Below are 21,267 nucleotides of genomic sequence, written 5' to 3'. Positions count from 1 at the left end.
GTGTAGAATGAAACAAATTCAAATTGCCATTGATGGTCCGGCTTCAAGCGGAAAGTCAACGGTTGCTAAGATTATTGCGAAAGATTTCGACTACACTTACTTGGATACAGGCGCTATGTATCGTGCGGCGACTTACTTAGCTTTAAAGAATGATTTATCGGCAGAAAAGTGGTCTGAAATTGTCGCATTATTAGACACTTATCCAGTTAGTTTTGGGCGTGATAAAAATGGGGAGCAGCTTGTTTTTGTCGGAGATGTAGATGTGACGCATCCGATTCGTGAAAACGAAGTGACCAATAATGTCTCTTGGGTATCTGCAATTCCAGAAGTACGAGAAAAGTTGGTGGATTTACAACGAGAAATTGCTGCTCAAGGTGGTATCGTCATGGATGGTCGTGACATTGGAACGGTTGTGCTACCTCATGCGGAATTAAAAATTTTTCTCGTAGCTTCAGTTGACGAAAGAGCTGAGCGCCGTTATAAAGAAAATCTTGAAAAAGGCATTCCGACGAACTTAGAAACTTTGAAAAAAGAAATTGCAGAGCGGGACTATAAAGACAGTCACCGAGCGGTTTCTCCTTTAAAACCAGCAGTTGATGCCATTCATTTTGATACAACGGGTATCGGAATTGCTGAAGTTGTGGCTTTTATCGAAGAAAAAGCTAAAAAAATCCTTGACAAATAATCTGAAACTTGATATTATATAAAAGTTGAGAAAAGCAGAAGTGAGAGCTTCTCGCCTTGCGACTAACGTTGTCTGGTTCTACGGATTAAGTTTCAGAAATGAAATACTATCATGTAGTGCGGGCTTGCGTTAGCAAGTCCGCTCTTGTTTTTCTCTAAAAATAAAAAAGAGGTGAAAACCATAGCAAAACAAGACTTATTCATCAATGATGAAATTCGTGTACGTGAAGTTCGTTTGATCGGTCTTGATGGTGAGCAATTGGGCATTAAACCACTTAGCGAAGCGCAAGCGATTGCTGACGATGCAAATGTGGATCTTGTTCTGATTCAACCACAAGCTAAACCGCCTGTTGCAAAAATTATGGACTATGGAAAGTTCAAATTTGAGTATCAGAAAAAACAAAAAGAACAACGCAAAAAGCAAAGTGTTGTTACCGTGAAAGAAGTTCGTCTCAGTCCAACGATTGACAAAGGTGACTTTGATACAAAACTTCGCAACGCACGTAAGTTCCTTGAAAAAGGAAATAAAGTGAAGGTTTCTATTCGCTTTAAAGGGCGGATGATTACTCACAAAGAAATCGGAGCTAAAGTATTAGCCGACTTTGCTCAAGCAACGCAAGACATTGCGATTATTGAACAAAGAGCTAAAATGGATGGACGTCAAATGTTCATGCAGTTAGCACCAATCCCTGACAAAAAGTAATCTGTCAGAAGTTAGAAAAAGGAGAAAAATATCATGCCAAAACAAAAAACACACCGCGCATCAGCTAAACGTTTCAAACGTACAGGTTCTGGTGGCTTGAAACGTTTCCGTGCTTACACTTCTCACCGTTTCCACGGAAAAACTAAAAAACAACGTCGTCATCTTCGTAAAGCAGCAATGGTGCATTCAGGAGATTTTAAACGTATCAAAGCAATGCTGACAGGTCTTAAATAAGAGACTTTGTAGCAGATTATTCTAGGAAATATTGGAGGAAATATAAATGGCACGTGTTAAAGGTGGCGTTGTATCACGCAAACGTCGTAAACGTATTTTAAAATTAGCTAAAGGTTACTATGGTGCAAAACATATCTTGTTCCGCACAGCAAAAGAACAAGTAATGAACTCTTACTACTATGCATACCGTGACCGTCGTCAAAAGAAACGTGATTTCCGCAAATTGTGGATTACACGTATCAATGCGGCAGCTCGTATGAATGGTTTGTCATATTCACAATTGATGCACGGTTTGAAATTGGCTGAAATTGAAGTCAACCGTAAAATGCTTGCGGACTTAGCTGTCAACGATGCAGCAGCTTTCACAGCTCTTGCAGATGCAGCTAAAGCAAAATTAGGTAAATAATGAAAATAGGCTGGGAGAATGTTTCCGGCCTTAAATTATACTGTGTCATAGACCAACGACGCAATGGTTGGTTGTTCAAAGAAGAGCCTTGAGATTGCAAGATAGAATGTGCGAAACAAATCTCAAGGCTATTCGTTTTTTTAACTCAGCAACTTTATAGGAGCGGGATGGGACTAAATTTTTGTTTAGTTCGATCCCACTCCTTATTTTTTTAGCTAAAACTGGAGAAAATTCGTGATTTAGGATATAATGGAAAAAAGCAAAGGAGGATGTTATGGCTTCTAAAATGTTGCATACGTGCTTGCGAGTGGAAGATCTAGAAAAATCTATTGCATTTTATGCAGATGCATTTGAATTTAAAGAATTACGGCGCAAGGACTTCCCAGAACATCAATTTACAATTGTTTATTTGGGACTTGAAGGTGATGAGTATGAGTTGGAATTAACTTATAATTATGGACACGGGTCTTATGTGATTGGTGATGGATTTGCTCATGTGGCTTTGAGTACGCCTGATTTGTTGCAGCTTCATGCTGAACACACTGCTAAAGGATATGAGGTTACACAGCCAAATGGACTTCCTGGAACAAAGCCGAATTATTACTTTATTAAGGATCCGGATGGTTATAAAGTTGAAGTGATTCAAGAAAAAACTTTATAAGTTTGTAAATAATTGCAAATGAAAGGCTTGAAACTATTTTAGCCTTTTTTAGTAGGTAAAGTCTTTTTTAAACGAAAGAGACGAGATAGAAAGGTAGTGTAGTGAAAAAAATACTTCTCATTGTCCTAAATGTCGCTTTTTTAATGATTATTATTTTTGGGAGTTTTCGGATTAGAAAATTGCTACAAGAAAGAAAATTAAATCGACAAATTTCACAAGTTCTGAAAAGGGCAGATACCAAATATCATCATGGTTCAGTACGAAAGCAGACAGGACGTGTAGGAAGTCGGCTCATTACGTCTTACTATCCATTAATAGAGAGTAAGCAAGATATTGGTGTTATTAAAGAGAAAATCAATGCCGATATTCAGAAATTTTCAGATAAACAAAGTCAAGCATCGCAATACGATAACCTTATTTTTTATGTGAGTTATTTTACAGAGACAAATTTTTCTGGAGTAAAGCAAGTTGAAATCAAGCGAATTTCTTATCCAGTATTGACTACGAAAGTTGGAAAGGCTAGAGAAGAAGTTTTGGACTCACTTTACATGTCGTCTGATAATAAATTGTTTAGCTTAAATCGACTTTTTAAAAATACTGAGCAAGCCAAAAAGTTATTGCTAGAAGAAATGCAGCAGCAAATCACCGCTCTCCATAAAACAGAAGGACAGAAGATTCTACAAGCATTTCAAACAAGAGATATCTCCCAATGGACATTCAGTTATGAAAAAGGAAAACTCAATCTATTTTATAAAAACAATGAGCGAGTTTCAAAGGTGGAAATCGCCTTACCAGCCTTATATGAGGTAATTGATGAGCATTATTTAAAGGAAGAGGATTTGGCAGCATATCAGTCCTATCAAGCTAAAAAACAGCAAAAATTAGTAGCTTTGACGTTTGACGATGGTCCTAATGCAGTAACGACACCGCAGGCTTTGGATATTTTAGCCAAATACCATGTCAAAGGAACTTTTTTCATGTTGGGGAAAAATGTAGCTGGAAATGAGCAACTTGTCAAACGTGTTCATGATGAGGGGCATGAGATTGGCAATCATAGTTGGAGTCATCCACAATTACCAACTCTTGCTCTTGAGCAAGCAAAAAAACAGATTGAGGATACACAAGCAGCACTTCGGGCTGTTATCGGAGAGAGTCCAAAAATGATGCGTCCACCCTATGGAGCTAGCAACGATACAATCCGAAATGCTGTTGATATGTCTTTTATCATGTGGAATGTGGATAGCTTGGATTGGAAAAATCGCAATACTGGGTCTATCATGGAGCAAGTGAAAAAGCAGACTTGTCCAGGATCAATCATTTTAATGCATGATATTCATCAAACAACCATTAATGCCTTGCCGAGTGTGATTGAATATTTGCAAAAGAATGGGTACACTTTGGTTACAGTTAGTGAACTTCTGAATCATCAATTGGAAGGACATCGGCTATATTACGGTGCAAATTAGATAGAAAAAAAGGATAGAAATGATTGTTTCCTATCCTTTTTATTTCACATAGAGTTCACGATCTTTTAAGATAATTTCTTGAACGTGAGCATATTTTTTTAGTGTTTTTAATTCTTCTGGATGAGTGATGAATGTAATAACATAGCCTTCTTTGCCCATACGGCCAGTCCGTCCAGCACGGTGTGTATAGATTTCAAGGTCGCGAGGTAGATCATAGTTGATGACGCACTCAAGAGAATCAATGTCAATTCCTCTAGCTACCAAGTCAGTGGCGAGTAAGAGTGTAAGCTCGTCGTTTTTAAATTGCTCCAAGAAAATCTTACGGAATTTAATGTTGACATCACTAGCCAAGGACACAGCCTGAATATGACGATATTGCAACTTCTCCTCAGCGCTTCCTAAGTCTGATAGGGCATTGAAAAAGACAAGCGCACGAAATTCTGAAACTTGAGCTAGCTTACGCAAGCATTCAACTTTGTCGCGCTGTTTAACTTGCATATAAAAATGACGAATATTATCAAGTTGTTGATTTTCTGTTTTGATTTGGATTGTATTTTCAACAATTTTATCCTGCTTAAATTTAGCAGTAGCACTCATATAAATCAATTGATGTTCACGAGGTACATAGTGAATAATTTTGTCAACAAAGTGATATTGTGAATCACTAAGCAATTGATCAAATTCATCCAGAATGATTGTATCGACAGTCATCATTTTGATTTTTTTTAGTTTAATCAATTCAAAAATGCGTCCTGGCGTCCCGATGAGAATTTCAGGGCCTTTTTTTAACCGTTCAATTTGTCGTTTTTGGCTGGAGCCAGATAGAAAGAGCTGAGCTGTTAAGCCAAGTAGTTCAGCCCATGTTTTGGTGACGTCGAAAATTTGTCCAGCTAGCTCAGTATTGGGAGCCAAGATAAGTAATTGCTGGGATTTCTTAGGCTTTAGTTTTAGAAGACTAGGAAAAAGATAGGCAAGTGTTTTTCCAGTTCCGGTAGGGCTTATCCCAAGGACATTTTCACCGTCTGTAATAGGTTGAAAGAGTTGTTCTTGAATGGGAGTTAAATACTCAAAGCCAAGTTTGGTAAGTTGATTTTGCCAACTTTGAGGGAAATTAGTTGTTGTCATGATCAGCCTCAAATCTAATACCGGCATCTTGTCGCATGCTAAACAGAGTTTTATGCACGGCAGCAGCAGCGTCTAGCCAGTTTTGGTAAATTTCTTGTTTTATCTCACCGCTCAATACTTGAGCGAATCGTTTGGCTTCTTCTGCCATGGTGTGAGAAGAGCGCACAATTTCAAGAGTCTTTTTCTCTTTATTTAAATCTTGAAAAACAGCCGAAGTAATGAATTCAATCGAATTTAAGGTCAGTGTACCGTCTGTTGTATAAATTTCAGCAGGGAAAAAACTATTGATATTTTTTCCGGTTTGGATAGTCACTTGAAATTCTGGATAGATTAAGCTTCCTACTCCATTTAGATCGACAGTATTTGGTAATTGATGAGCGGTGTAATAGGCATTTTCTGGTACTCCAAAAAGTCGGATGGCTGCATAGACAGGATAAATGCCTAAGTCCATTAGAGCACCGCCTGAAAACTTAGCAGAAAAGACGTTTGGCTCTTGTCCAGCTAACAGAGCTGGCATTTTGGAAGAATACTTGGCATAGGTGAAATGTGCCCCAAGAATCGTTTTGTTTTTGAGAAAATCTGAAATGACATCAAATGATTGCTCATGATAGTTACGAGCTGCTTCAAAGATATAAACATGCTGTTCTTGCGCCAATGCTACCAATTCGGCCCATTCTTCTGGGTGTGAAACAGCAGGCTTTTCCACAATCACATGTTTGCTTGCTAAAATAGCAGCTTTTGCTTGCGGGAAATGCAGAGAGTTGGGGCTTGCAATATAAATAATGTCTATATCACTAGTTAAAAAATTAGCCATATCTGTGTAGCAATCTACATTTTCGTAATAACTGGCAAATGCTTGAGCAGCATGTATCGTTCGTGAATATACCGCAGTCAGTTGATAGTCTTTTGTCGAATGAGCAGCCTTGACAAATTGGTGAACAATGTCTCCAGTTCCAATCGTTCCGAGTTTTAACATCGTTTTCTCCTTATTTTTTATCTTGTCATTTATTTTGATTTACCTCTTTCATTATATCATGATTTGGTGTAAAATAGATAAGATGATAAAAAATGGAGTGAATAATGCAAAATAGACCGATTATTATTGGCGTGACTGGTGGATCTGGTGGTGGAAAAACCAGTGTTTCGAGAGCTATTCTATCAAATTTTCCAAATGAAAAGATTGCTATGATTGAGCATGATTCTTATTATAAGGATCAGTCACATTTGACGTTTGAAGAGCGGATTAAGACCAACTATGACCATCCTTTTGCTTTTGATACAGATTTGATGATTGCGCAAATCAAGGAATTGTTGGCAGGACGTCCGGTAGATATTCCGACGTATGACTATACAGCTCATACACGCAGTGATAAAACGTATCGTCAAGACCCACAGGATGTCTTTATTGTAGAAGGAATTATGGTTTTAGAGGACAAACGCTTACGTGATTTAATGGACATTAAGATTTTTGTGGATACAGATGATGATGTTCGGATCATTCGCAGGATTAAGCGAGATATGGATGAGCGTGGACGTAGTTTAGATAGTGTCATTGAGCAATATTTAGGTGTGGTAAAACCCATGTATCATCAATTTATTGAGCCTACCAAGCGCTATGCGGATGTGATTATTCCAGAAGGAGCTTCTAATACAGTGGCGATTGATTTGATTACAACGAAAATTGAAAAAATCTTGCAAGAAGCAAGAGAGCAATAGAAAGGAAGTCTAGTGAGGGAGTGCTAGACTTTTTAGGTGATGATGATAAATAATGTAAAAAGAAAAAGAGAGTTTCATTCGCGCTCGAAATTTTTTGCCTGTCTGCTGACTTTTTGTGCGGGATTTATTGATGCTTATACATTTATTGAAAGAGGCGGGACATTGGTTGCGGGTCAAACAGGAAACGTTGTGTTCTTGTCAGTTGAATTGATTCATCATGAGACAGGGGAAATAGAAGTGAAGTTGGCAACGATGCTGGCTTTTATGTTAGGCATTTTTGTGTTAACCATTTTCAAAAATAGCTTTGAAAATTCTTTATGGCGCTTGTCCAGCATTCTCCCACTGATTTTGTTTTGTGGGCTTACAGGATTTCTACCAGCAACCGTGTCTAATCTTTTCATTGTTCCGCCGATTGGTTTTTGTATGGGGTTGGTGGCAACGGCTTTTGGTGAAGTGGATGGCATTGTCTACAATAATTCTTTTATGACAGGCAATATCAAAAAAACAATGGTAGCTTTTGGTACTTATGTGCGGACAAAAGAAAAAACTTGCTTAGCAGAAGGCATTTTCTTCGTTGCTTTATTAGGAAGTTTTGTGACAGGAGCGATTGTTTCCATTTATTTGATACAATTTTATTTGTTGAAAACAATCTGGCTCGTAGCTATTATTTTACTAGCATTTTTAACTTTTAGAATGGTGCAATACATTCGCAGAAGATAAATTAAAATTGCAACTCAGCTTTGATGAGAGTTGCAGTTTTTTGATAGAGTTATGGAATGTTAGTCTTTGTAAGAAACGATACCAATAATAGTATCAACGGCGCGTTCCATTGTTTGCAGACTGACATATTCAAAGCGTCCATGCATATTTTCACCACCAGCAAAGATATTTGGTGTCGGAATGCCCATAAAGGAAATCTTTGAGCCGTCTGTTCCGCCACGAATAGGTTCGATAATCGGTTTGATGTCCAATTTTTCCATAACAGCCTTTGCAATATTGATAGGTGTCATGTCTTTTTCAATGACTTGGCGCATATTGTAGTATTGATCTTTCAGTTCTAAATGAACTCGTTCACCATGTTTTTCATTCATCTTATTAGTAATGGAGCGCATGAGTTCTTTGCGTTGCTCAAAAGTTGCTGTGTCGAAGTCACGAATGATATAACTTGCTTTTGCTTCTTCGACAGTTCCTTCTACATTCATAAGGTGGTAGAAGCCCTCGTAGCCGTCTGTCAGCTCTGGGCGAGCACCTTCTGGTAATTGATTATGAAAGTCAATAGCTAATTGCAGAGCATTGATCATTTGTCCTTTTGCTGTCCCTGGATGGACATTGCGTCCTTGGAAAGTGATTTCTGCACTAGCTGCAGAGAAAGTTTCAAATTGAAGTTCTCCGAGAGGTCCACCGTCAATCGTATAAGCGAAATCTACATCGAAATCTGTCGCATCAAACTTGTCAGCTCCGACACCTATTTCTTCATCTGGACCAAAGCCAACTCGAATTTCGCAGTGCTTGATGTCAGGATGAGCTGTTAGATACTCAATCGCTGTCATGATTTCAGCAATACCTGATTTATCATCAGAGCCGAGAAGGGTTGTTCCATCAGTTGTAATCAAGGTTTGTCCCTTGTATTTTTTTAAACTAGCAAAATCAACAGGGTCAAGGTTAAAACCAGATTGCCCCAGTGGAATCACGCCACCGTCATAATTTTCAATGATTTGCGGATTGACACTTTCTGCATTGAAGTCTGCGGTGTCCATGTGGGAAATGAGACCAATTTTGCGTGTGAAACTTGGGTCATTTGCAGGAAGAGTACCGATAGCGTAGCCATTTGGTAAATAATATACATTTTCCAAACCAACGCGTTTCATCTCAGGAATGAGGATGTTATTGGCGAAATCTACTTGGCTTTGTGTGCTTGGTGTTGTCGTAGAATGTTCATCTGAACGCGTATTTACTTTTACATAAGTCAAAAAACGTTCTAAAAGAGTAGGGTAGTTCATAAGTTCTCCTTTTTGCATAGATGTAATTAGTGTATCATATTTTGAGAGGGAAGGCTATTTACAAATAGTGAAAGAATGACAATATTCTCAATAAAAATCATGAACTTGAAAAGAAGCTCATGATTCATCCTATTAGTTATTTAAAATGAGTTTTTCAATAGCTGTAGCGACACCGTTCTCATCATTGCTATCTGTAACGTAATCAGCGAGTTTTTTAACATAGTCACTAGAATTCCCCATAGCCACACCGAGACCTGCAAACTCTAGCATTTCGATGTCATTATTGGCATCACCGATTGCCATAATTTCTTGGGGGTTGATATCTAATCGTTGAGCTAATTCCTTAAGAGCAGTCGCTTTAGTAGTGCCTTTGGGCATAGCTTCGTAAATGACTGGTTGGGAACGAACACCGCTGAAATGCTGGCAAATCTGGCTTGCAAATTGCTTTTCAAAGGTGTCTAATTCATCAGGCTGTGCTAGAAACATAGCTTGGAACATGATATTCTTGCCGCTGATAGCTTCTTCGAGACTGATTTCTGTTGGGGTTGTAAAGACAAGGCTAGCGTCATAGGTGACTAGGTCGCTTGGTTTTTCGTCAACTACTAAATAGCGTTCTTCGTCAAAAAGAGTTAGTTGGGCAGGAGTCTGCTTGGCGATTCTATCCAGATAAAGCATATCCTCCGCACTTAGCTCTTTCCAATCAACAAGCTTCCAATCCTTTGTTTGATGAGTAGAGCAACCGTTGTTAATGATGACATATTCGTTTTCTCCGCTCAGTCCTAATTGTTCATAGTAAGGTTTCACTCCGACCAAGGGACGACCTGTACAAAGAACGAGCTTCACTCCGTTTTCGATAGCTTGATGAATAGCCTGAATATGTGTTTGGGGAATTTCTTTTTGACTATTTAAAAGCGTACCATCCATATCTAATGCGATTAATTTAATCATAGCCCCCTCATTTCTGTAAATGTATTTACTTTTATTATAGCACAAATGAAACGAGATATGGAATGCTTTTTCAAGACTGGTAAAAGTCACCTGCCTTATGTTATAATAAATAGAATACCCGAAAAGGATGAGAAAAATGAACTTAGATGAATTAAAAAAGCGGCAGGAGAAGATTCGAAATTTCTCCATTATCGCGCATATTGATCACGGTAAATCAACTTTGGCAGATAGAATTTTGGAAGCAACGGATACTGTATCCAGCCGAGAAATGCAAGCTCAACTTTTAGATAGTATGGATTTGGAAAGGGAGCGGGGTATTACTATTAAGCTCAATGCGATTGAACTCAATTATAGAGCTAAGAACGGTGAAACTTATATTTTTCATTTGATTGATACACCAGGGCATGTGGACTTTACTTATGAAGTATCGCGATCATTGGCAGCCTGTGAAGGGGCTGTTTTGGTGGTTGATGCTGCTCAAGGTATTGAGGCACAAACTTTAGCCAATGTCTATCTGGCTTTGGATAATGATCTAGAAATCCTACCTGTTATCAATAAAATTGATCTGCCTGCTGCTGACCCAGAGCGAGTTCGGACTGAGATTGAAGATGTCATTGGTTTGGACGCAAGTGAAGCTGTGTTGGCTTCGGCTAAAGCTGGTATCGGGATTGAAGAGATCCTAGAGCAAATCGTGGAGAAAGTTCCTGCGCCGACAGGAGATGTGACTGCACCACTCAAGGCTCTTATTTTTGACTCAGTTTATGATGCTTATCGTGGGGTTATCTTGCAAGTGCGCGTGATGGACGGAGTTGTGAAGCCAGGTGATACCATTCAGCTCATGAGTAATGGCAGGACTTTTGATGTAACTGAAGTGGGTATTTTTACTCCAAAAGCTGTTGGACGAGATTTTCTTGCAACAGGGGATGTTGGCTATATCGCAGCTTCGATCAAGACGGTGCAGGATACTCGGGTCGGAGACACGGTGACCTTAGCGGACAATCCAGCCGCAGAACCTCTGCATGGCTACAAGCAGATGAACCCGATGGTTTTTGCTGGACTTTATCCGATTGAGTCCAATAAATATAATGATTTGCGGGAAGCTTTGGAAAAACTTCAGCTTAATGATGCTAGTCTTCAATTTGAGCCCGAAACTTCTCAAGCTTTAGGTTTTGGCTTCCGTTGTGGTTTCCTCGGTTTGCTCCACATGGATGTGATTCAGGAACGTTTGGAGAGAGAGTTTAATATTGACTTGATTATGACGGCACCGTCGGTTATCTACAAGGTTAATATGACAGACGGCGAATCCCTTGATGTTTCCAATCCGAGCGAATTTCCAGAACCGACCAAGATTGATTCCATTGAAGAGCCTTATGTCAAAGCACAGATTATGGTGCCGCAGGAATTTGTCGGAGCAGTCATGGAATTGGCTCAGCGTAAACGCGGTGACTTTGTGACTATGGACTATATCGATGAAAATCGAGTCAATGTCATCTACCAAATCCCGTTGGCAGAAATTGTCTTTGATTTCTTTGACAAACTAAAATCCTCAACTCGTGGTTATGCTAGCTTTGACTATGAAATCTCAGAATACCGAAAGTCGAGTCTCGTTAAAATGGATATTCTCCTTAATGGTGACAAAGTAGATGCTCTTAGCTTCATTGTTCACAAGGAATTTGCCTATGAACGCGGAAAATTGATTGTTGAAAAATTAAAGAAAATTATTCCGCGTCAGCAATTTGAAGTGCCAATTCAGGCAGCAATTGGTCAGAAAATTGTGGCACGGACAGATATCAAAGCTTTGCGCAAGAATGTCTTGGCAAAATGTTATGGTGGAGATGTTTCCCGTAAACGTAAGCTCTTGGAAAAACAAAAGGCTGGTAAGAAGCGGATGAAAGCCATCGGATCTGTTGAAGTGCCACAAGAAGCGTTCCTCAGCGTCCTCAGCATGGATGATGAGTGATATGTACAAAAGTTATAAAGAGAGTGGAATGCTCTCTTTTCTTGTGTCGTGAAATAATTGTGAACTCTAAATAAATATGCTAAAATAAAAAGATAGGAGGAATTGGCTATGAAGAAGAAAAAGAGCTGGCTGATTTTATTTTTAGCGGTACTCCTTATCTTTATACTAGAAGCATGTAGTTCAAGCGGAGGGAATAAACCAAAATCATCACAACAGTCATCTTCGTCAAGTAAAGTATCTGCAAAAGAAAGCAGTAGCTCAAGTTCATCAAATGTTACGAAAAAAGATGTGAAGACGGAAGAAATGCAACGTGTTGGTTCGGATGATTACGGTTATATTGATATTCCTAAAAAGTGGGTGAAGTTTACTGATGTAAATGGTGGCGATAGTATTCAATATACAGATGGTTCTGCCTATAATATTGTGACCATGAATGCCTATACGAAAGAAAAAGCCAACATCAAAGAAGGAGAAGAATTTACGGCACAAACGATTGCTAATCGCATTTACTACAATTGGCAAAACAATGCAGGCGTAAAGAAAATCGGAGGCTCAAAAAGTACAGTTGCAGGTAACGAAGCCTATCAAGTCAATGTTATAATGAAATCAGGTCAATACTTGATTAGTTGGATTTTCAAAAAGGACGAGAAAGTTTATCTTATTGCACTTGAAGGCAATCGAGAAACCCTAATAAAGCTTCCTCCTTATATTGAAAAGACATGGAGTTTGAGTAAAGAAAAAACAAAAATTTAAAAGGAAAGTGGAGTTCAAATTGTGATTTTACAAGCATCGCGATTTCAATCCACTTTTTAAATAGTCTGGAAAGCTATAAGAAAGTGTTCTGTCATTATTTGGGGCTTTTTTGAAAGAATATTTTTCTTCAATTTATCGTAAATATTTGCTAAATTTGGTATAATAGATTGAGTTTTGTTTAAGAGAGAGAGAAAATGTCAACTTTAGAAATGTTAAAATCAGAATTAAACGGAATTGATATCCGTTTTGATGAACCTTTGAAACAATACACTTATACCAAAGTAGGTGGAGCTGCAGATTATTTGGTTTTTCCGCGAAATCGTTATGAATTGGCACGAGTGGTAAAATTTGCTAATCGGGAGCAGATTCCTTGGATGGTACTAGGAAATGCTAGCAATATCATCGTTCGCGACGGTGGTATTCGCGGTTTTGTGATTATGTTTGACAAATTAAACGGAGTGGCAGTAGATGGCTACACCATTGAAGCAGAGGCAGGTGCTAATCTCATTGAAACGACTCATATTGCACTTCATCATAGCCTGACAGGTTTTGAATTTGCTTGCGGGATTCCAGGGAGTATTGGCGGAGCTGTCTTTATGAATGCTGGTGCTTATGGTGGTGAAATTTCGCATATTTTACTTTCTTGTAAGGTGCTGACACGGGATGGAGAAATAAAAAATATTAGTGCTCAAGACATGAAATTTGGCTATCGTCGTTCCTATGTTCAACAGACAGGTGATGTGGTGATCTCTGCCAAGTTTGCCTTAGCACCAGGAATGCACCGTGTGATTCGTCAAGAAATGGAACGTTTGACACACCTTCGTCAATTGAAGCAGCCTTTAGAGTATCCTTCTTGTGGCTCTGTTTTTAAACGTCCGGTAGGGCATTTCGCAGGGCAATTGATTAGTGAAGCGAATTTAAAAGGGCATCGCATTGGTGGGGTAGAAGTTTCGACAAAGCATGCAGGTTTTATGGTCAATGTTGATAATGGAACTGCAGCAGATTATGAAAATTTGATTGCACATGTGATTGAGACAGTCAAAGCTCATTCTGGTGTGACTTTGGAAAGAGAAGTCCGAATTATTGGGGAGAAATGAGTGTCTCTAGCGGCAACATTCATATTATTCTCTAAAAAAATCAGTCAGGACAAGACTTTAATCTGTCAATCTATGAAAAAGAAGGAATTTATGGCAATTGAACAAACCAATTATTGAATTTAGAAACGTATCAAAAGTTTTTGAAGATAACAATACAGTCGTTTTAAAGGACATCAATTTTGAGTTAGAAGAAGGGAAGTTTTACACTCTTTTAGGTGCTTCTGGATCAGGAAAATCAACCATTCTAAATATCATCGCTGGCTTGTTAGATGCTTCAAGCGGTGATGTTTTTCTTGATGGCGTCCGAATCAACGATATTCCGACTAATAAACGCGATGTGCACACGGTGTTTCAGTCCTATGCTCTTTTTCCGCACATGACCGTTTTTGAAAATGTGGCATTTCCGTTGCGTTTGCGTAAAGTTGAAAAACAAGAAGTAGAACGTCGGGTTGCGGAAGTCCTGAAAATGGTGCGTTTGGACGGTTTTGAGAAACGCTCTATTCGCAAACTTTCTGGTGGTCAGCGTCAGCGGGTTGCTATTGCGCGTGCTATTGTCAATGAACCGCGTGTGGTTTTGCTAGATGAGCCTTTGTCTGCACTAGATTTGAAGTTGCGGACAGACATGCAGTATGAATTGCGGGAATTGCAACAGCGTCTGGGGATTACCTTTGTCTTTGTCACCCATGACCAAGAAGAAGCGCTGGCTATGAGCGACTGGATTTTTGTGATGAATGACGGGGAGATTGTGCAGTCAGGGACACCTGTTGATATATATGATGAACCTATCAATCACTTTGTAGCGACGTTTATCGGGGAATCCAATATTCTTCCTGGCAAGATGATTGAAGACTATTTGGTCGAATTTAATGGCAAACGATTTGAAGCTGTTGACGGAGGAATGCGTCCTAATGAGCAGGTGGAAGTCGTCATTCGTCCAGAAGATTTGCGGATTACACTTCCGGAAGAAGGAAAACTTCAAGTTAAGGTTGACACCCAGCTCTTCCGCGGAGTGCATTATGAAATCATCGCTTATGATGGCTTGGGTAATGAGTGGATGATTCATTCGACTCGCAAAGCCATTGTCGGAGAAGAGATTGGGCTGGACTTTGAACCAGAAGATATTCATATCATGCGTCTCAATGAAACAGAGGAAGAATTTGACGCTCGGATTGAAGAATATGTCGAAATGGAAGAGCAAGAAGCAGGCTTAATCAATGCTATTGAGGAGGAGCGCGATGAAGAAAACAACCTCTAATCTTTTTGTTGCTCCTTATATTCTTTGGATTCTATTGTTTGTATTAGCGCCTGTTGCCATGATTGTTTGGCAGTCGTTTTTCAATATTGAAGGTCACTTTACTCTTGAAAATTATAAGATCTACTTCACTTCGCAAAATCTGACTTATCTCAAAATGAGTTTGAATTCTGTTTTATATGCGGGGATTATCACAGTTGTCACTTTAGTAATCAGTTACCCAACGGCATTTTTATTGACACAACTAAAGCACAGACAGCTTTGGTTGATGCTCATTATCTTGCCGACCTGGGTCAATCTCCTTCTCAAAGCTTATGCTTTTATTGGGATTTTCGGGCAAAATGGCTCTGTCAATCAATTTTTAAGTTTTATTGGGATTGGCTCTCAGCAAATCCTGTTTACAGATTTCTCTTTTATTTTTGTAGCCAGTTATATTGAACTGCCCTTTATGATATTGCCGATTTTTAATGTTTTAGAAGACATGGACCAAAATCTGATCAATGCCAGCTATGACCTTGGTGCCAATCGTTGGGAAACCTTTTGTCGTGTCGTTTTTCCTTTATCTATGAATGGCGTGAGAAGTGGTGTGCAGTCAGTCTTTATTCCCAGTCTCAGTCTTTTTATGCTGACGCGTTTGATTGGTGGCAATCGCGTTATTACGCTAGGTACAGCCATTGAGCAGCATTTTCTGACTACACAAAATTGGGGCATGGGCTCAACCATTGGTGTTGTCTTGATTGTAGCCATGCTCGTTATCATGTGGGCAACGAAAGAAAGGGGAGAGCGATGAAAAAAACTGCTAGTATTTATTTAACAGTCGTCTTCTTAATTCTTTATTTGCCGATTTTTTATTTGATTGGCTATGCGTTCAATGCTGGCGATGATATGAACAAGTTTACAGGCTTTAGTCTGACGCATTTTCAAAATATGTTCAGTGATACTCGCTTAATGCTCATTTTAGCGCAGACCTTTTTCTTAGCCTTTCTATCTTCTTTGATTGCAACAGCAATCGGAACGTTTGGTGCCATTTATATTTATCAAGCCAAAAAGAAATACCAAGACGCCTTTTTATCGGTTAATAATATCCTCATGGTAGCGCCAGATGTCATGATTGGGGCAAGTTTCTTAATTCTTTTTACAACTATCAAATTTCAATTAGGTTTTCTATCTGTTCTGGCGAGTCATATTGCCTTTTCAATTCCTATTGTAGTTTTGATGATATTGCCACGGCTAAAAGAGATGAATGACGACATGATTAAGGCGGCCTATGATTTAGGAGCAAGCCAAGTTCAGATGCTCAAGGAAATCATGCTGCCTTATCTGACGCCAGCTATCATTGCCGGTTACTTTATGGCTTTCACCTACTCTCTAGATGACTTTGCTGTGACGTTCTTTGTGACAGGAAATGGTTTTTCAACCTTGTCGGTTGAGATTTACTCGCGGGCTCGGCAAGGAATTTCGCTAGAAATCAATGCTCTTTCTGCTTTGGTATTTCTGTTTAGTATTCTTTTGGTAATTGGCTATTACTTTATTTCTCGTGAGAAGGGGGATGCGGCATGAAAAAGCTTTATTCATTTTTAATGGGCATTGTTGCCATTATCCTTATCCTCTGGGGAATGAGTTATCACATTGAAAGTCGGACAAAAAGCGGCTCTGGTGACAAACTGGTTATCTACAATTGGGGAGACTATATTGATCCAGAGTTACTGACGAAGTTCACCAAAGAAACCGGTATCCAAGTCCAATATGAAACCTTTGATTCTAACGAATCCATGTACACCAAGATTAAGCAAGGCGGGACAACTTACGATATTGCTATTCCTAGTGAATACATGATTTCTAAAATGATGTCGGAACGCTTGCTTGAAAAATTGGACCATTCAAAAATTAAAGGGTTGGAAAATATCGGAAAACGGTTTTTAAATCAATCATTTGATCCTAAAAATCAATACTCTATTCCTTACTTTTGGGGAACGCTTGGGATTGTCTACAACACAGAATTAGTCAAAACAGCTCCTAAGCATTGGAGTGATTTGTGGCGACCTGAATATAAAAACTCTATCATGATGATTGATGGAGCGCGCGAGGTAATGGGTGTTGGGTTAAATGCTTTAGGTTATAGTCTCAATTCTAAAAATACTAAGCAATTACAAGAAGCAGTTGATAAGCTTTATACGTTGACACCGAATATCAAAGCAATTGTAGCAGACGAAATGAAAGGCTATATGATTCAAAACAATGCGGCGATTGGCGTTAGTTTTTCAGGTGAAGCACGGCAAATGTTGGAAAAGAATGACAAGCTTCGCTATGTTGTCCCAACAGAAGCCAGCAATCTTTGGTTTGATAATATTGTCATTCCTAAAACGGTCAAAAATAAAAAAGCTGCTTATCAATTTATTAACTTTATGTTAAGACCTGAAAATGCCTATAAAAATGCTTTGTATGTTGGCTACTCAACACCTAACATGCCTGCTAAGGCGATGTTGCCAAAAGAAATTCAAGAGGACAAAGCCTTTTACCCAGATGAAGAAACAATGAAGCACTTAGAGGTCTATCAACAACTCGGCGCTAAGTGGTTGGGAATTTATAATGACTTGTATCTTCAAGTGAAAATGTATCGGAAATAATGCTCCGTGAAAATTGTTTCGAGCCTTGTTAGCCACCGGACTGTTAAAGTCTGCGGATAAAGAAACTGAGGTTTCCATCAAAAACCTTCTGGAAGCCAGTTGGAGTTGTAGGACAGGATTCACGCAGTGAATCTTATTCAGACTTTTTGATTTTCATTGAGAGTATAAAATTAAATATAAAAAATAACGGAAGTTGAGCAACTCCTAGACCTTGGTCTGATTGGTTGTCTCGCTTCCGCTTTTTTAATTGCTAGAGCTTGAAGTAGTTGTATTTGTGTCGTTGTCAGTCGTTGTGCTGCTTGTCTGACTAGAGCTAGTATCGCTTGATGTATTACTAGACTGCGTGGTGTCAGAACTAGCGCTACTCGTTTCTGTCTCGCCTTGACTTGCAGCTGTTGTGTCGCTAGACTTAGCCCCGTCTGTTGTTGTTTCTTTCTGAATTTCTTTGATAATAGTTGTTTGTGTCGTCTGGCTACTTTTTGTCTTGGTATCAGATTTATTATTGTTCATGAAAGTCAAGATTGTAATTGTTGCAGTGATAATCCCAAGAATACTCCCAATCGTAGCAAGGGTCTTCTGAAAAGCAGAAAGTCCTTTTTTGATATGATGACGAGTAGGCGTTTTTTCTTCTTTTGCATTTGCCGTTTTGTTTTTCCGAGAATAATTTTCCATTGTGAGTTGATAATCTCCTTTCTCATCTTCATTATACCCTCTTTATTTAAAATTGTCTTAAAAAAATTCAAAATGTTGAAAATTTCATATAAAGCGATTGAAAATTGATTGAAAAATTACCTTTTACAAAAAATCAGCTCCATCCTTGTCTGTCCTGTTAGCAGATAGAAAGAGCTGATTCACTTATAAGGAAGGAACTAGGAAAGATGTGCTTGCGCAACAGCTAATCGTGCAGCAGGAACGCGATAAGGTGAGCAAGAAACATAAGTAATGCCAATCTCTTGGAAGAAAGGAATAGAAGCTGGATCTCCTCCGACTTCACCGCAAATGCCAATTGGAAGTTCTGGCTTCACTTGACGAGCTTTAGAAATAGCTATTTTCATGAGCTCGCCCACTCCAGCTCGGTCAATGGTTTGGAATGGATCAAATGACATGATTTCTCCCTCTTTGTAATGCTGGATAAATTTTCCAATATCATCACGAGAAAAACCATAGGTCATTTGTGTCAAGTCATTGGTACCAAAACTAAAGAAGTCTGCTTCCTCGGCTAGTTGGTCAGCGATGAAACAAGCGCGTGGCAGTTCAATCATTGTACCGATTTCATAAGGGAATGGCTGCATGTGATGTTCCTTGAAAATCTTATCAATATGCTGACAAAGAGATGTTTTGATTGAAACCAACTCCGCCTTTTCTGCGATTAAAGGAATCATGATTTCTGGTTTAATGACCATACCTTCTTTTGCTAGTCTTATAGCGCTATTAAAAATGGCTTCTACCTGCATTTTATAAATTTCAGGCTGTGTAATTCCCAAGCGGCAACCACGATGTCCTAGCATTGGGTTCGTTTCTTGTAGAGAAGTGATTTTCCGCGTTAGTGTATCAAGAGGTACTTGCAATTTCCCGGATAATTGCTCAATTTCCTGTTGTGTTTTTGGCAAAAATTCGTGCATAGGCGGATCTAGTAAACGGACAATCATCGGTTTATCTTGAATGGTTTGATACATCTGATAGAAATCTTCTTCTTGGAAAGCTAAAAGTGTCATTAAAGCAGACTTAGTTTCGATTTCATTCGTTGATAAAATCAATCTGCGCATTTCTAAAATCCGTTCCTCACCAAAGAACATGTGCTCTGTACGAGCCAGACCAATTCCCTTGGCACCAAATTGAACAGCTGTTTTCAAATCTTGAATGGTTTCAGCATTCGCTCGAACGGTTAGCTGTGCAATTTCATCTGCCCAAGAAAGGAACATCTGTAATTCGTCATTATTATCAATCATAGTGGTTGGAATGCTTCCAATGTAGAGTTTGCCGGAAGTGCCATCTACAGAAAGGATGTCTCCCTCTTTTAAGGTTACCTTACCGCATACAAGTGTTTTTCCGTCTTCGTTGATAGATAATTCTCCGCATCCTGCGACACAACAAGTGCCCATGCCACGAGCTACAACAGCTGCATGAGAAGTCATACCACCGTGACTGGTCACGATTGCTTGACTGACCACCATTCCTTCAATATCCTCGGGAGAAGTTTCTTGGCGAACCAAAATTACTTTCTTTCCAAGTGCATGAAATTCTTTGGCGCGCTCGGCGGTAAAGACAATTTCTCCTGTTGCGGCACCTGGACTAGCAGGAAGTCCCTGAGTTAAGTGATGAGCTGATGTTAAAGCTTTTTCTTCAAAAACAGGGTGAATCAGTTGGTCAATGGTAGAAGGACTGACTCGCAAGAGAGCTTTTTGCTTTGAAATCATTTTTTCATCTACTAAATCCAAAGCGATTTTTAAACTTGCTTTAGCCGTCCGCTTCCCATTTCGCGTTTGCAGAATATAAAGTTTCTCTTTTTCAATGGTAAATTCAATATCCTGCATATCTTTGTAGTGCTTTTCAAGAATCTTGGCGTAGTTGCAGAAATCCTCATAGGCTTGCGGTAAGATTCGTTTAAGAGCGTCAATGGGCTCTGGAGTCCGAATACCAGCTACGACATCTTCTCCTTGGGCATTGAGGAGAAATTCCCCAAACAGATGAGGTTCACCAGTAGCAGGATTTCTGGTGAAAACAACGCCCGTGCCACTTTTTTGGTCGCTATTGCCAAACACCATACTCTGAACATTGACGGCCGTACCTAAATCATGTGGAATGTGGTTTAGTTCACGGTAAACTTTAGCGCGTGGGTTGTTCCATGATTTGAATACCGCTTTGATAGCAGCGTAAAGTTGCTCTTTAGGGCTTTGTGGGAAATTTTGATAGTGTTCCTGATAGACTTCTTTATATTGTTGAATAAGTGATTGGTGTTCTTCTTTTGAAAAGTCATTGACCTTCTTATTCAATTGTTTTTCGGTTTTTTCTAAACATTGGTCAAATTCTTCTTTGGGAATGCCGTAAACGACATCAGCAAACATCTGCAATAAACGCCGATAACAATTGTAAGCGAAATTGGCATTTGTCGCATCTGCTAAAGTCTGAACACGCAAGTCATTTAGCCCAAGATTGAGAATCGTGTCCATCATACCAGGCATGGAAATTTTAGCTCCGCTACGGACAGAAACCAGTAGTAGTGAGGGTTCGTTCCCCATGAAAAATTTATTCGTTTTGGTTTCTAGTTTAGTAATCGCTTTCAAAATTTCCTCTTTTAAAATAGATTCAAAAAAGGAAGGAGTTTCTAAATAACGCAGACAACTTTGAGTTGTAATCGTAAATCCCTCAGGTACAGGTAGTCCCAAATGGGTCATTTCTGCCAAATTGGCACCCTTACCACCTAGTAGCGCCTTGTCTTCAGCGCGTCCTTCTTCAAAAGAATAAATCCATTTATCCATTTTTGCCTCCAATTTATTAAATGTGTGTCATAATAAAAGACAAATACATTGTAATATACGTCATATATGTTTGTCAACTGAAAAAACCAATCATAAATCGTTGACAAACGAGTTTTATTTGTTATAATATGACACATAATAATGATTTGAAATTGA

At 39.0% G+C, this 21,267-nt stretch carries 21 protein-coding genes and 1 other annotated feature; of the genes, 15 read left to right on the top strand and 6 right to left on the bottom strand.

Annotated elements, in window-relative coordinates; all coding sequences use genetic code 11:
• Positions 1-7: 7 nt before the first annotated feature.
• The 6 genes from cmk (at position 8) to EL079_RS03900 (ending at position 4,154) form a co-directional block, all read left to right on the top strand.
• On the top strand, positions 8-685 hold the full coding sequence (cmk, locus tag EL079_RS03925) for a (d)CMP kinase (protein ID WP_003032869.1): 678 nt from the start codon (positions 8-10) through the stop codon (positions 683-685).
• A gap of 26 nt (positions 686-711) precedes the next feature.
• Positions 712-841 (top strand) — a sequence feature (ribosomal protein L20 leader region).
• 15 nt (positions 842-856) lie between these two features.
• Positions 857-1,387 carry a translation initiation factor IF-3 gene (gene infC, locus EL079_RS03920; protein ID WP_003025051.1) on the top strand — a complete coding sequence of 177 codons (531 nt, stop codon included), beginning with the start codon at positions 857-859 and terminating at the stop codon, positions 1,385-1,387.
• Positions 1,388-1,420: 33 nt separating this feature from the next.
• Positions 1,421-1,621 carry a 50S ribosomal protein L35 gene (gene rpmI, locus EL079_RS03915; RefSeq protein WP_003025048.1) on the top strand — a complete coding sequence of 67 codons (201 nt, stop codon included), beginning with the start codon at positions 1,421-1,423 and terminating at the stop codon, positions 1,619-1,621.
• 46 nt (positions 1,622-1,667) lie between these two features.
• Complete coding sequence (gene rplT, locus EL079_RS03910; protein ID WP_000124834.1) at positions 1,668-2,027, top strand: 50S ribosomal protein L20; 360 nt, start codon at positions 1,668-1,670, stop codon at positions 2,025-2,027.
• Between the two features lie 274 nt (positions 2,028-2,301).
• On the top strand, positions 2,302-2,688 hold the full coding sequence (gene gloA, locus EL079_RS03905) for a lactoylglutathione lyase (protein ID WP_003032876.1): 387 nt from the start codon (positions 2,302-2,304) through the stop codon (positions 2,686-2,688).
• A 101-nt stretch (positions 2,689-2,789) separates the two neighbouring features.
• Positions 2,790-4,154, top strand: a complete 1,365-nt coding sequence (locus EL079_RS03900; RefSeq protein ID WP_003032888.1) for a polysaccharide deacetylase family protein — start codon at positions 2,790-2,792, stop codon at positions 4,152-4,154.
• Positions 4,155-4,193: 39 nt separating this feature from the next.
• Here the strand turns inward: EL079_RS03900 and EL079_RS03895 are convergent, their stop codons facing one another.
• Both EL079_RS03895 and EL079_RS03890 read right to left on the bottom strand, forming a co-directional pair.
• A complete protein-coding gene (locus EL079_RS03895; protein ID WP_003032883.1) occupies positions 4,194-5,279 on the bottom strand; it encodes a DEAD/DEAH box helicase in 1,086 nt (361 codons plus the stop codon).
• The gene (locus tag EL079_RS03890; protein ID WP_003032872.1) at positions 5,266-6,255 is read right to left on the bottom strand and encodes a Gfo/Idh/MocA family protein; all 990 of its coding nucleotides are present in this window, start codon (positions 6,253-6,255) and stop codon (positions 5,266-5,268) included. The genes EL079_RS03895 and EL079_RS03890 overlap by 14 nt, the downstream gene beginning before the upstream one ends.
• A 104-nt stretch (positions 6,256-6,359) precedes the next feature.
• Here EL079_RS03890 and udk point away from each other — a divergent pair, with 104 nt between their 5' ends.
• Both udk and EL079_RS03880 read left to right on the top strand, forming a co-directional pair.
• Positions 6,360-6,995 (top strand): uridine kinase, encoded by a 636-nt coding sequence (gene udk / locus EL079_RS03885; protein WP_003032866.1) that lies wholly within the window; start codon positions 6,360-6,362, stop codon positions 6,993-6,995.
• A 39-nt stretch (positions 6,996-7,034) separates the two neighbouring features.
• Positions 7,035-7,715 (top strand): YoaK family protein, encoded by a 681-nt coding sequence (locus tag EL079_RS03880; RefSeq protein ID WP_018543458.1) that lies wholly within the window; start codon positions 7,035-7,037, stop codon positions 7,713-7,715.
• A 59-nt stretch (positions 7,716-7,774) separates the two neighbouring features.
• On the opposite strand, the gene pepT is transcribed toward EL079_RS03880, so the two are convergent.
• Together pepT and EL079_RS03870 are read right to left on the bottom strand one after the other, a co-directional pair.
• Positions 7,775-8,995, bottom strand: coding sequence for a peptidase T (gene pepT / locus EL079_RS03875; RefSeq protein WP_003032884.1), 1,221 nt, complete (start codon positions 8,993-8,995; stop codon positions 7,775-7,777).
• Positions 8,996-9,127: 132 nt separating this feature from the next.
• Positions 9,128-9,943 carry a Cof-type HAD-IIB family hydrolase gene (locus EL079_RS03870; RefSeq protein WP_003032864.1) on the bottom strand — a complete coding sequence of 272 codons (816 nt, stop codon included), beginning with the start codon at positions 9,941-9,943 and terminating at the stop codon, positions 9,128-9,130.
• A gap of 136 nt (positions 9,944-10,079) precedes the next feature.
• Here EL079_RS03870 and lepA point away from each other — a divergent pair, with 136 nt between their 5' ends.
• The 7 genes from lepA to EL079_RS03835 all read left to right on the top strand — a co-directional run bounded on the left by lepA (position 10,080) and on the right by EL079_RS03835 (position 17,632).
• Positions 10,080-11,903, top strand: a complete 1,824-nt coding sequence (gene lepA / locus EL079_RS03865) for a translation elongation factor 4 (protein WP_003032853.1) — start codon at positions 10,080-10,082, stop codon at positions 11,901-11,903.
• A 108-nt stretch (positions 11,904-12,011) separates the two neighbouring features.
• On the top strand, positions 12,012-12,656 hold the full coding sequence (locus EL079_RS03860) for a hypothetical protein (protein ID WP_003025017.1): 645 nt from the start codon (positions 12,012-12,014) through the stop codon (positions 12,654-12,656).
• A gap of 194 nt (positions 12,657-12,850) precedes the next feature.
• A complete protein-coding gene (murB, locus tag EL079_RS03855) occupies positions 12,851-13,753 on the top strand; it encodes a UDP-N-acetylmuramate dehydrogenase (protein ID WP_003025014.1) in 903 nt (300 codons plus the stop codon).
• 97 nt (positions 13,754-13,850) lie between these two features.
• Positions 13,851-15,008, top strand: coding sequence for an ABC transporter ATP-binding protein (locus tag EL079_RS03850; RefSeq protein WP_003032878.1), 1,158 nt, complete (start codon positions 13,851-13,853; stop codon positions 15,006-15,008).
• Positions 14,989-15,795: an ABC transporter permease gene (locus EL079_RS03845; protein WP_003032881.1), complete on the top strand. Its 807-nt coding sequence runs from the start codon at positions 14,989-14,991 to the stop codon at positions 15,793-15,795. Before EL079_RS03850 ends, EL079_RS03845 begins: the two co-directional genes overlap by 20 nt.
• Entirely contained in the window at positions 15,792-16,565 is a 774-nt protein-coding gene (locus EL079_RS03840) for an ABC transporter permease (RefSeq protein WP_003032848.1), read from the top strand. Before EL079_RS03845 ends, EL079_RS03840 begins: the two co-directional genes overlap by 4 nt.
• Entirely contained in the window at positions 16,562-17,632 is a 1,071-nt protein-coding gene (locus EL079_RS03835; protein ID WP_003032877.1) for an ABC transporter substrate-binding protein, read from the top strand. The genes EL079_RS03840 and EL079_RS03835 overlap by 4 nt, the downstream gene beginning before the upstream one ends.
• A gap of 243 nt (positions 17,633-17,875) precedes the next feature.
• Here EL079_RS03835 and EL079_RS03830 read toward each other — a convergent pair whose 3' ends face one another.
• Both EL079_RS03830 and ppdK read right to left on the bottom strand, forming a co-directional pair.
• Positions 17,876-18,304, bottom strand: coding sequence for a DUF6556 family protein (locus EL079_RS03830; protein ID WP_003032874.1), 429 nt, complete (start codon positions 18,302-18,304; stop codon positions 17,876-17,878).
• 197 nt (positions 18,305-18,501) lie between these two features.
• Positions 18,502-21,111 (bottom strand): pyruvate, phosphate dikinase, encoded by a 2,610-nt coding sequence (gene ppdK, locus EL079_RS03825; protein WP_003032891.1) that lies wholly within the window; start codon positions 21,109-21,111, stop codon positions 18,502-18,504.
• Positions 21,112-21,267: the final 156 nt, after the last annotated feature.

Source organism: Streptococcus anginosus (assembly GCF_900636475.1).
Classification (GTDB): Bacteria; Bacillota; Bacilli; order Lactobacillales; family Streptococcaceae; genus Streptococcus; species Streptococcus anginosus.
The sequence above is the reverse complement of the archived record's forward strand: the minus strand, read 5'-3'. Positions and strand labels throughout refer to the sequence as shown.

Coding starts and splice junctions, on each gene's coding strand:
- cmk (WP_003032869.1), top strand. CDS start 8: ATGAAACAAATTCAAATTGCCATTGATGGTCCGGCTTCAAGCGGAAAG.
- rpmI (WP_003025048.1), top strand. CDS start 1,421: ATGCCAAAACAAAAAACACACCGCGCATCAGCTAAACGTTTCAAACGT.
- rplT (WP_000124834.1), top strand. CDS start 1,668: ATGGCACGTGTTAAAGGTGGCGTTGTATCACGCAAACGTCGTAAACGT.
- gloA (WP_003032876.1), top strand. CDS start 2,302: ATGGCTTCTAAAATGTTGCATACGTGCTTGCGAGTGGAAGATCTAGAA.
- EL079_RS03895 (WP_003032883.1), bottom strand. CDS start 5,279: ATGACAACAACTAATTTCCCTCAAAGTTGGCAAAATCAACTTACCAAA.
- EL079_RS03890 (WP_003032872.1), bottom strand. CDS start 6,255: ATGTTAAAACTCGGAACGATTGGAACTGGAGACATTGTTCACCAATTT.
- udk (WP_003032866.1), top strand. CDS start 6,360: ATGCAAAATAGACCGATTATTATTGGCGTGACTGGTGGATCTGGTGGT.
- EL079_RS03880 (WP_018543458.1), top strand. CDS start 7,035: ATGATGATAAATAATGTAAAAAGAAAAAGAGAGTTTCATTCGCGCTCG.
- pepT (WP_003032884.1), bottom strand. CDS start 8,995: ATGAACTACCCTACTCTTTTAGAACGTTTTTTGACTTATGTAAAAGTA.
- EL079_RS03870 (WP_003032864.1), bottom strand. CDS start 9,943: ATGATTAAATTAATCGCATTAGATATGGATGGTACGCTTTTAAATAGT.
- lepA (WP_003032853.1), top strand. CDS start 10,080: ATGAACTTAGATGAATTAAAAAAGCGGCAGGAGAAGATTCGAAATTTC.
- EL079_RS03860 (WP_003025017.1), top strand. CDS start 12,012: ATGAAGAAGAAAAAGAGCTGGCTGATTTTATTTTTAGCGGTACTCCTT.
- murB (WP_003025014.1), top strand. CDS start 12,851: ATGTCAACTTTAGAAATGTTAAAATCAGAATTAAACGGAATTGATATC.
- EL079_RS03845 (WP_003032881.1), top strand. CDS start 14,989: ATGAAGAAAACAACCTCTAATCTTTTTGTTGCTCCTTATATTCTTTGG.
- EL079_RS03840 (WP_003032848.1), top strand. CDS start 15,792: ATGAAAAAAACTGCTAGTATTTATTTAACAGTCGTCTTCTTAATTCTT.
- EL079_RS03835 (WP_003032877.1), top strand. CDS start 16,562: ATGAAAAAGCTTTATTCATTTTTAATGGGCATTGTTGCCATTATCCTT.
- EL079_RS03830 (WP_003032874.1), bottom strand. CDS start 18,304: ATGGAAAATTATTCTCGGAAAAACAAAACGGCAAATGCAAAAGAAGAA.
- ppdK (WP_003032891.1), bottom strand. CDS start 21,111: ATGGATAAATGGATTTATTCTTTTGAAGAAGGACGCGCTGAAGACAAG.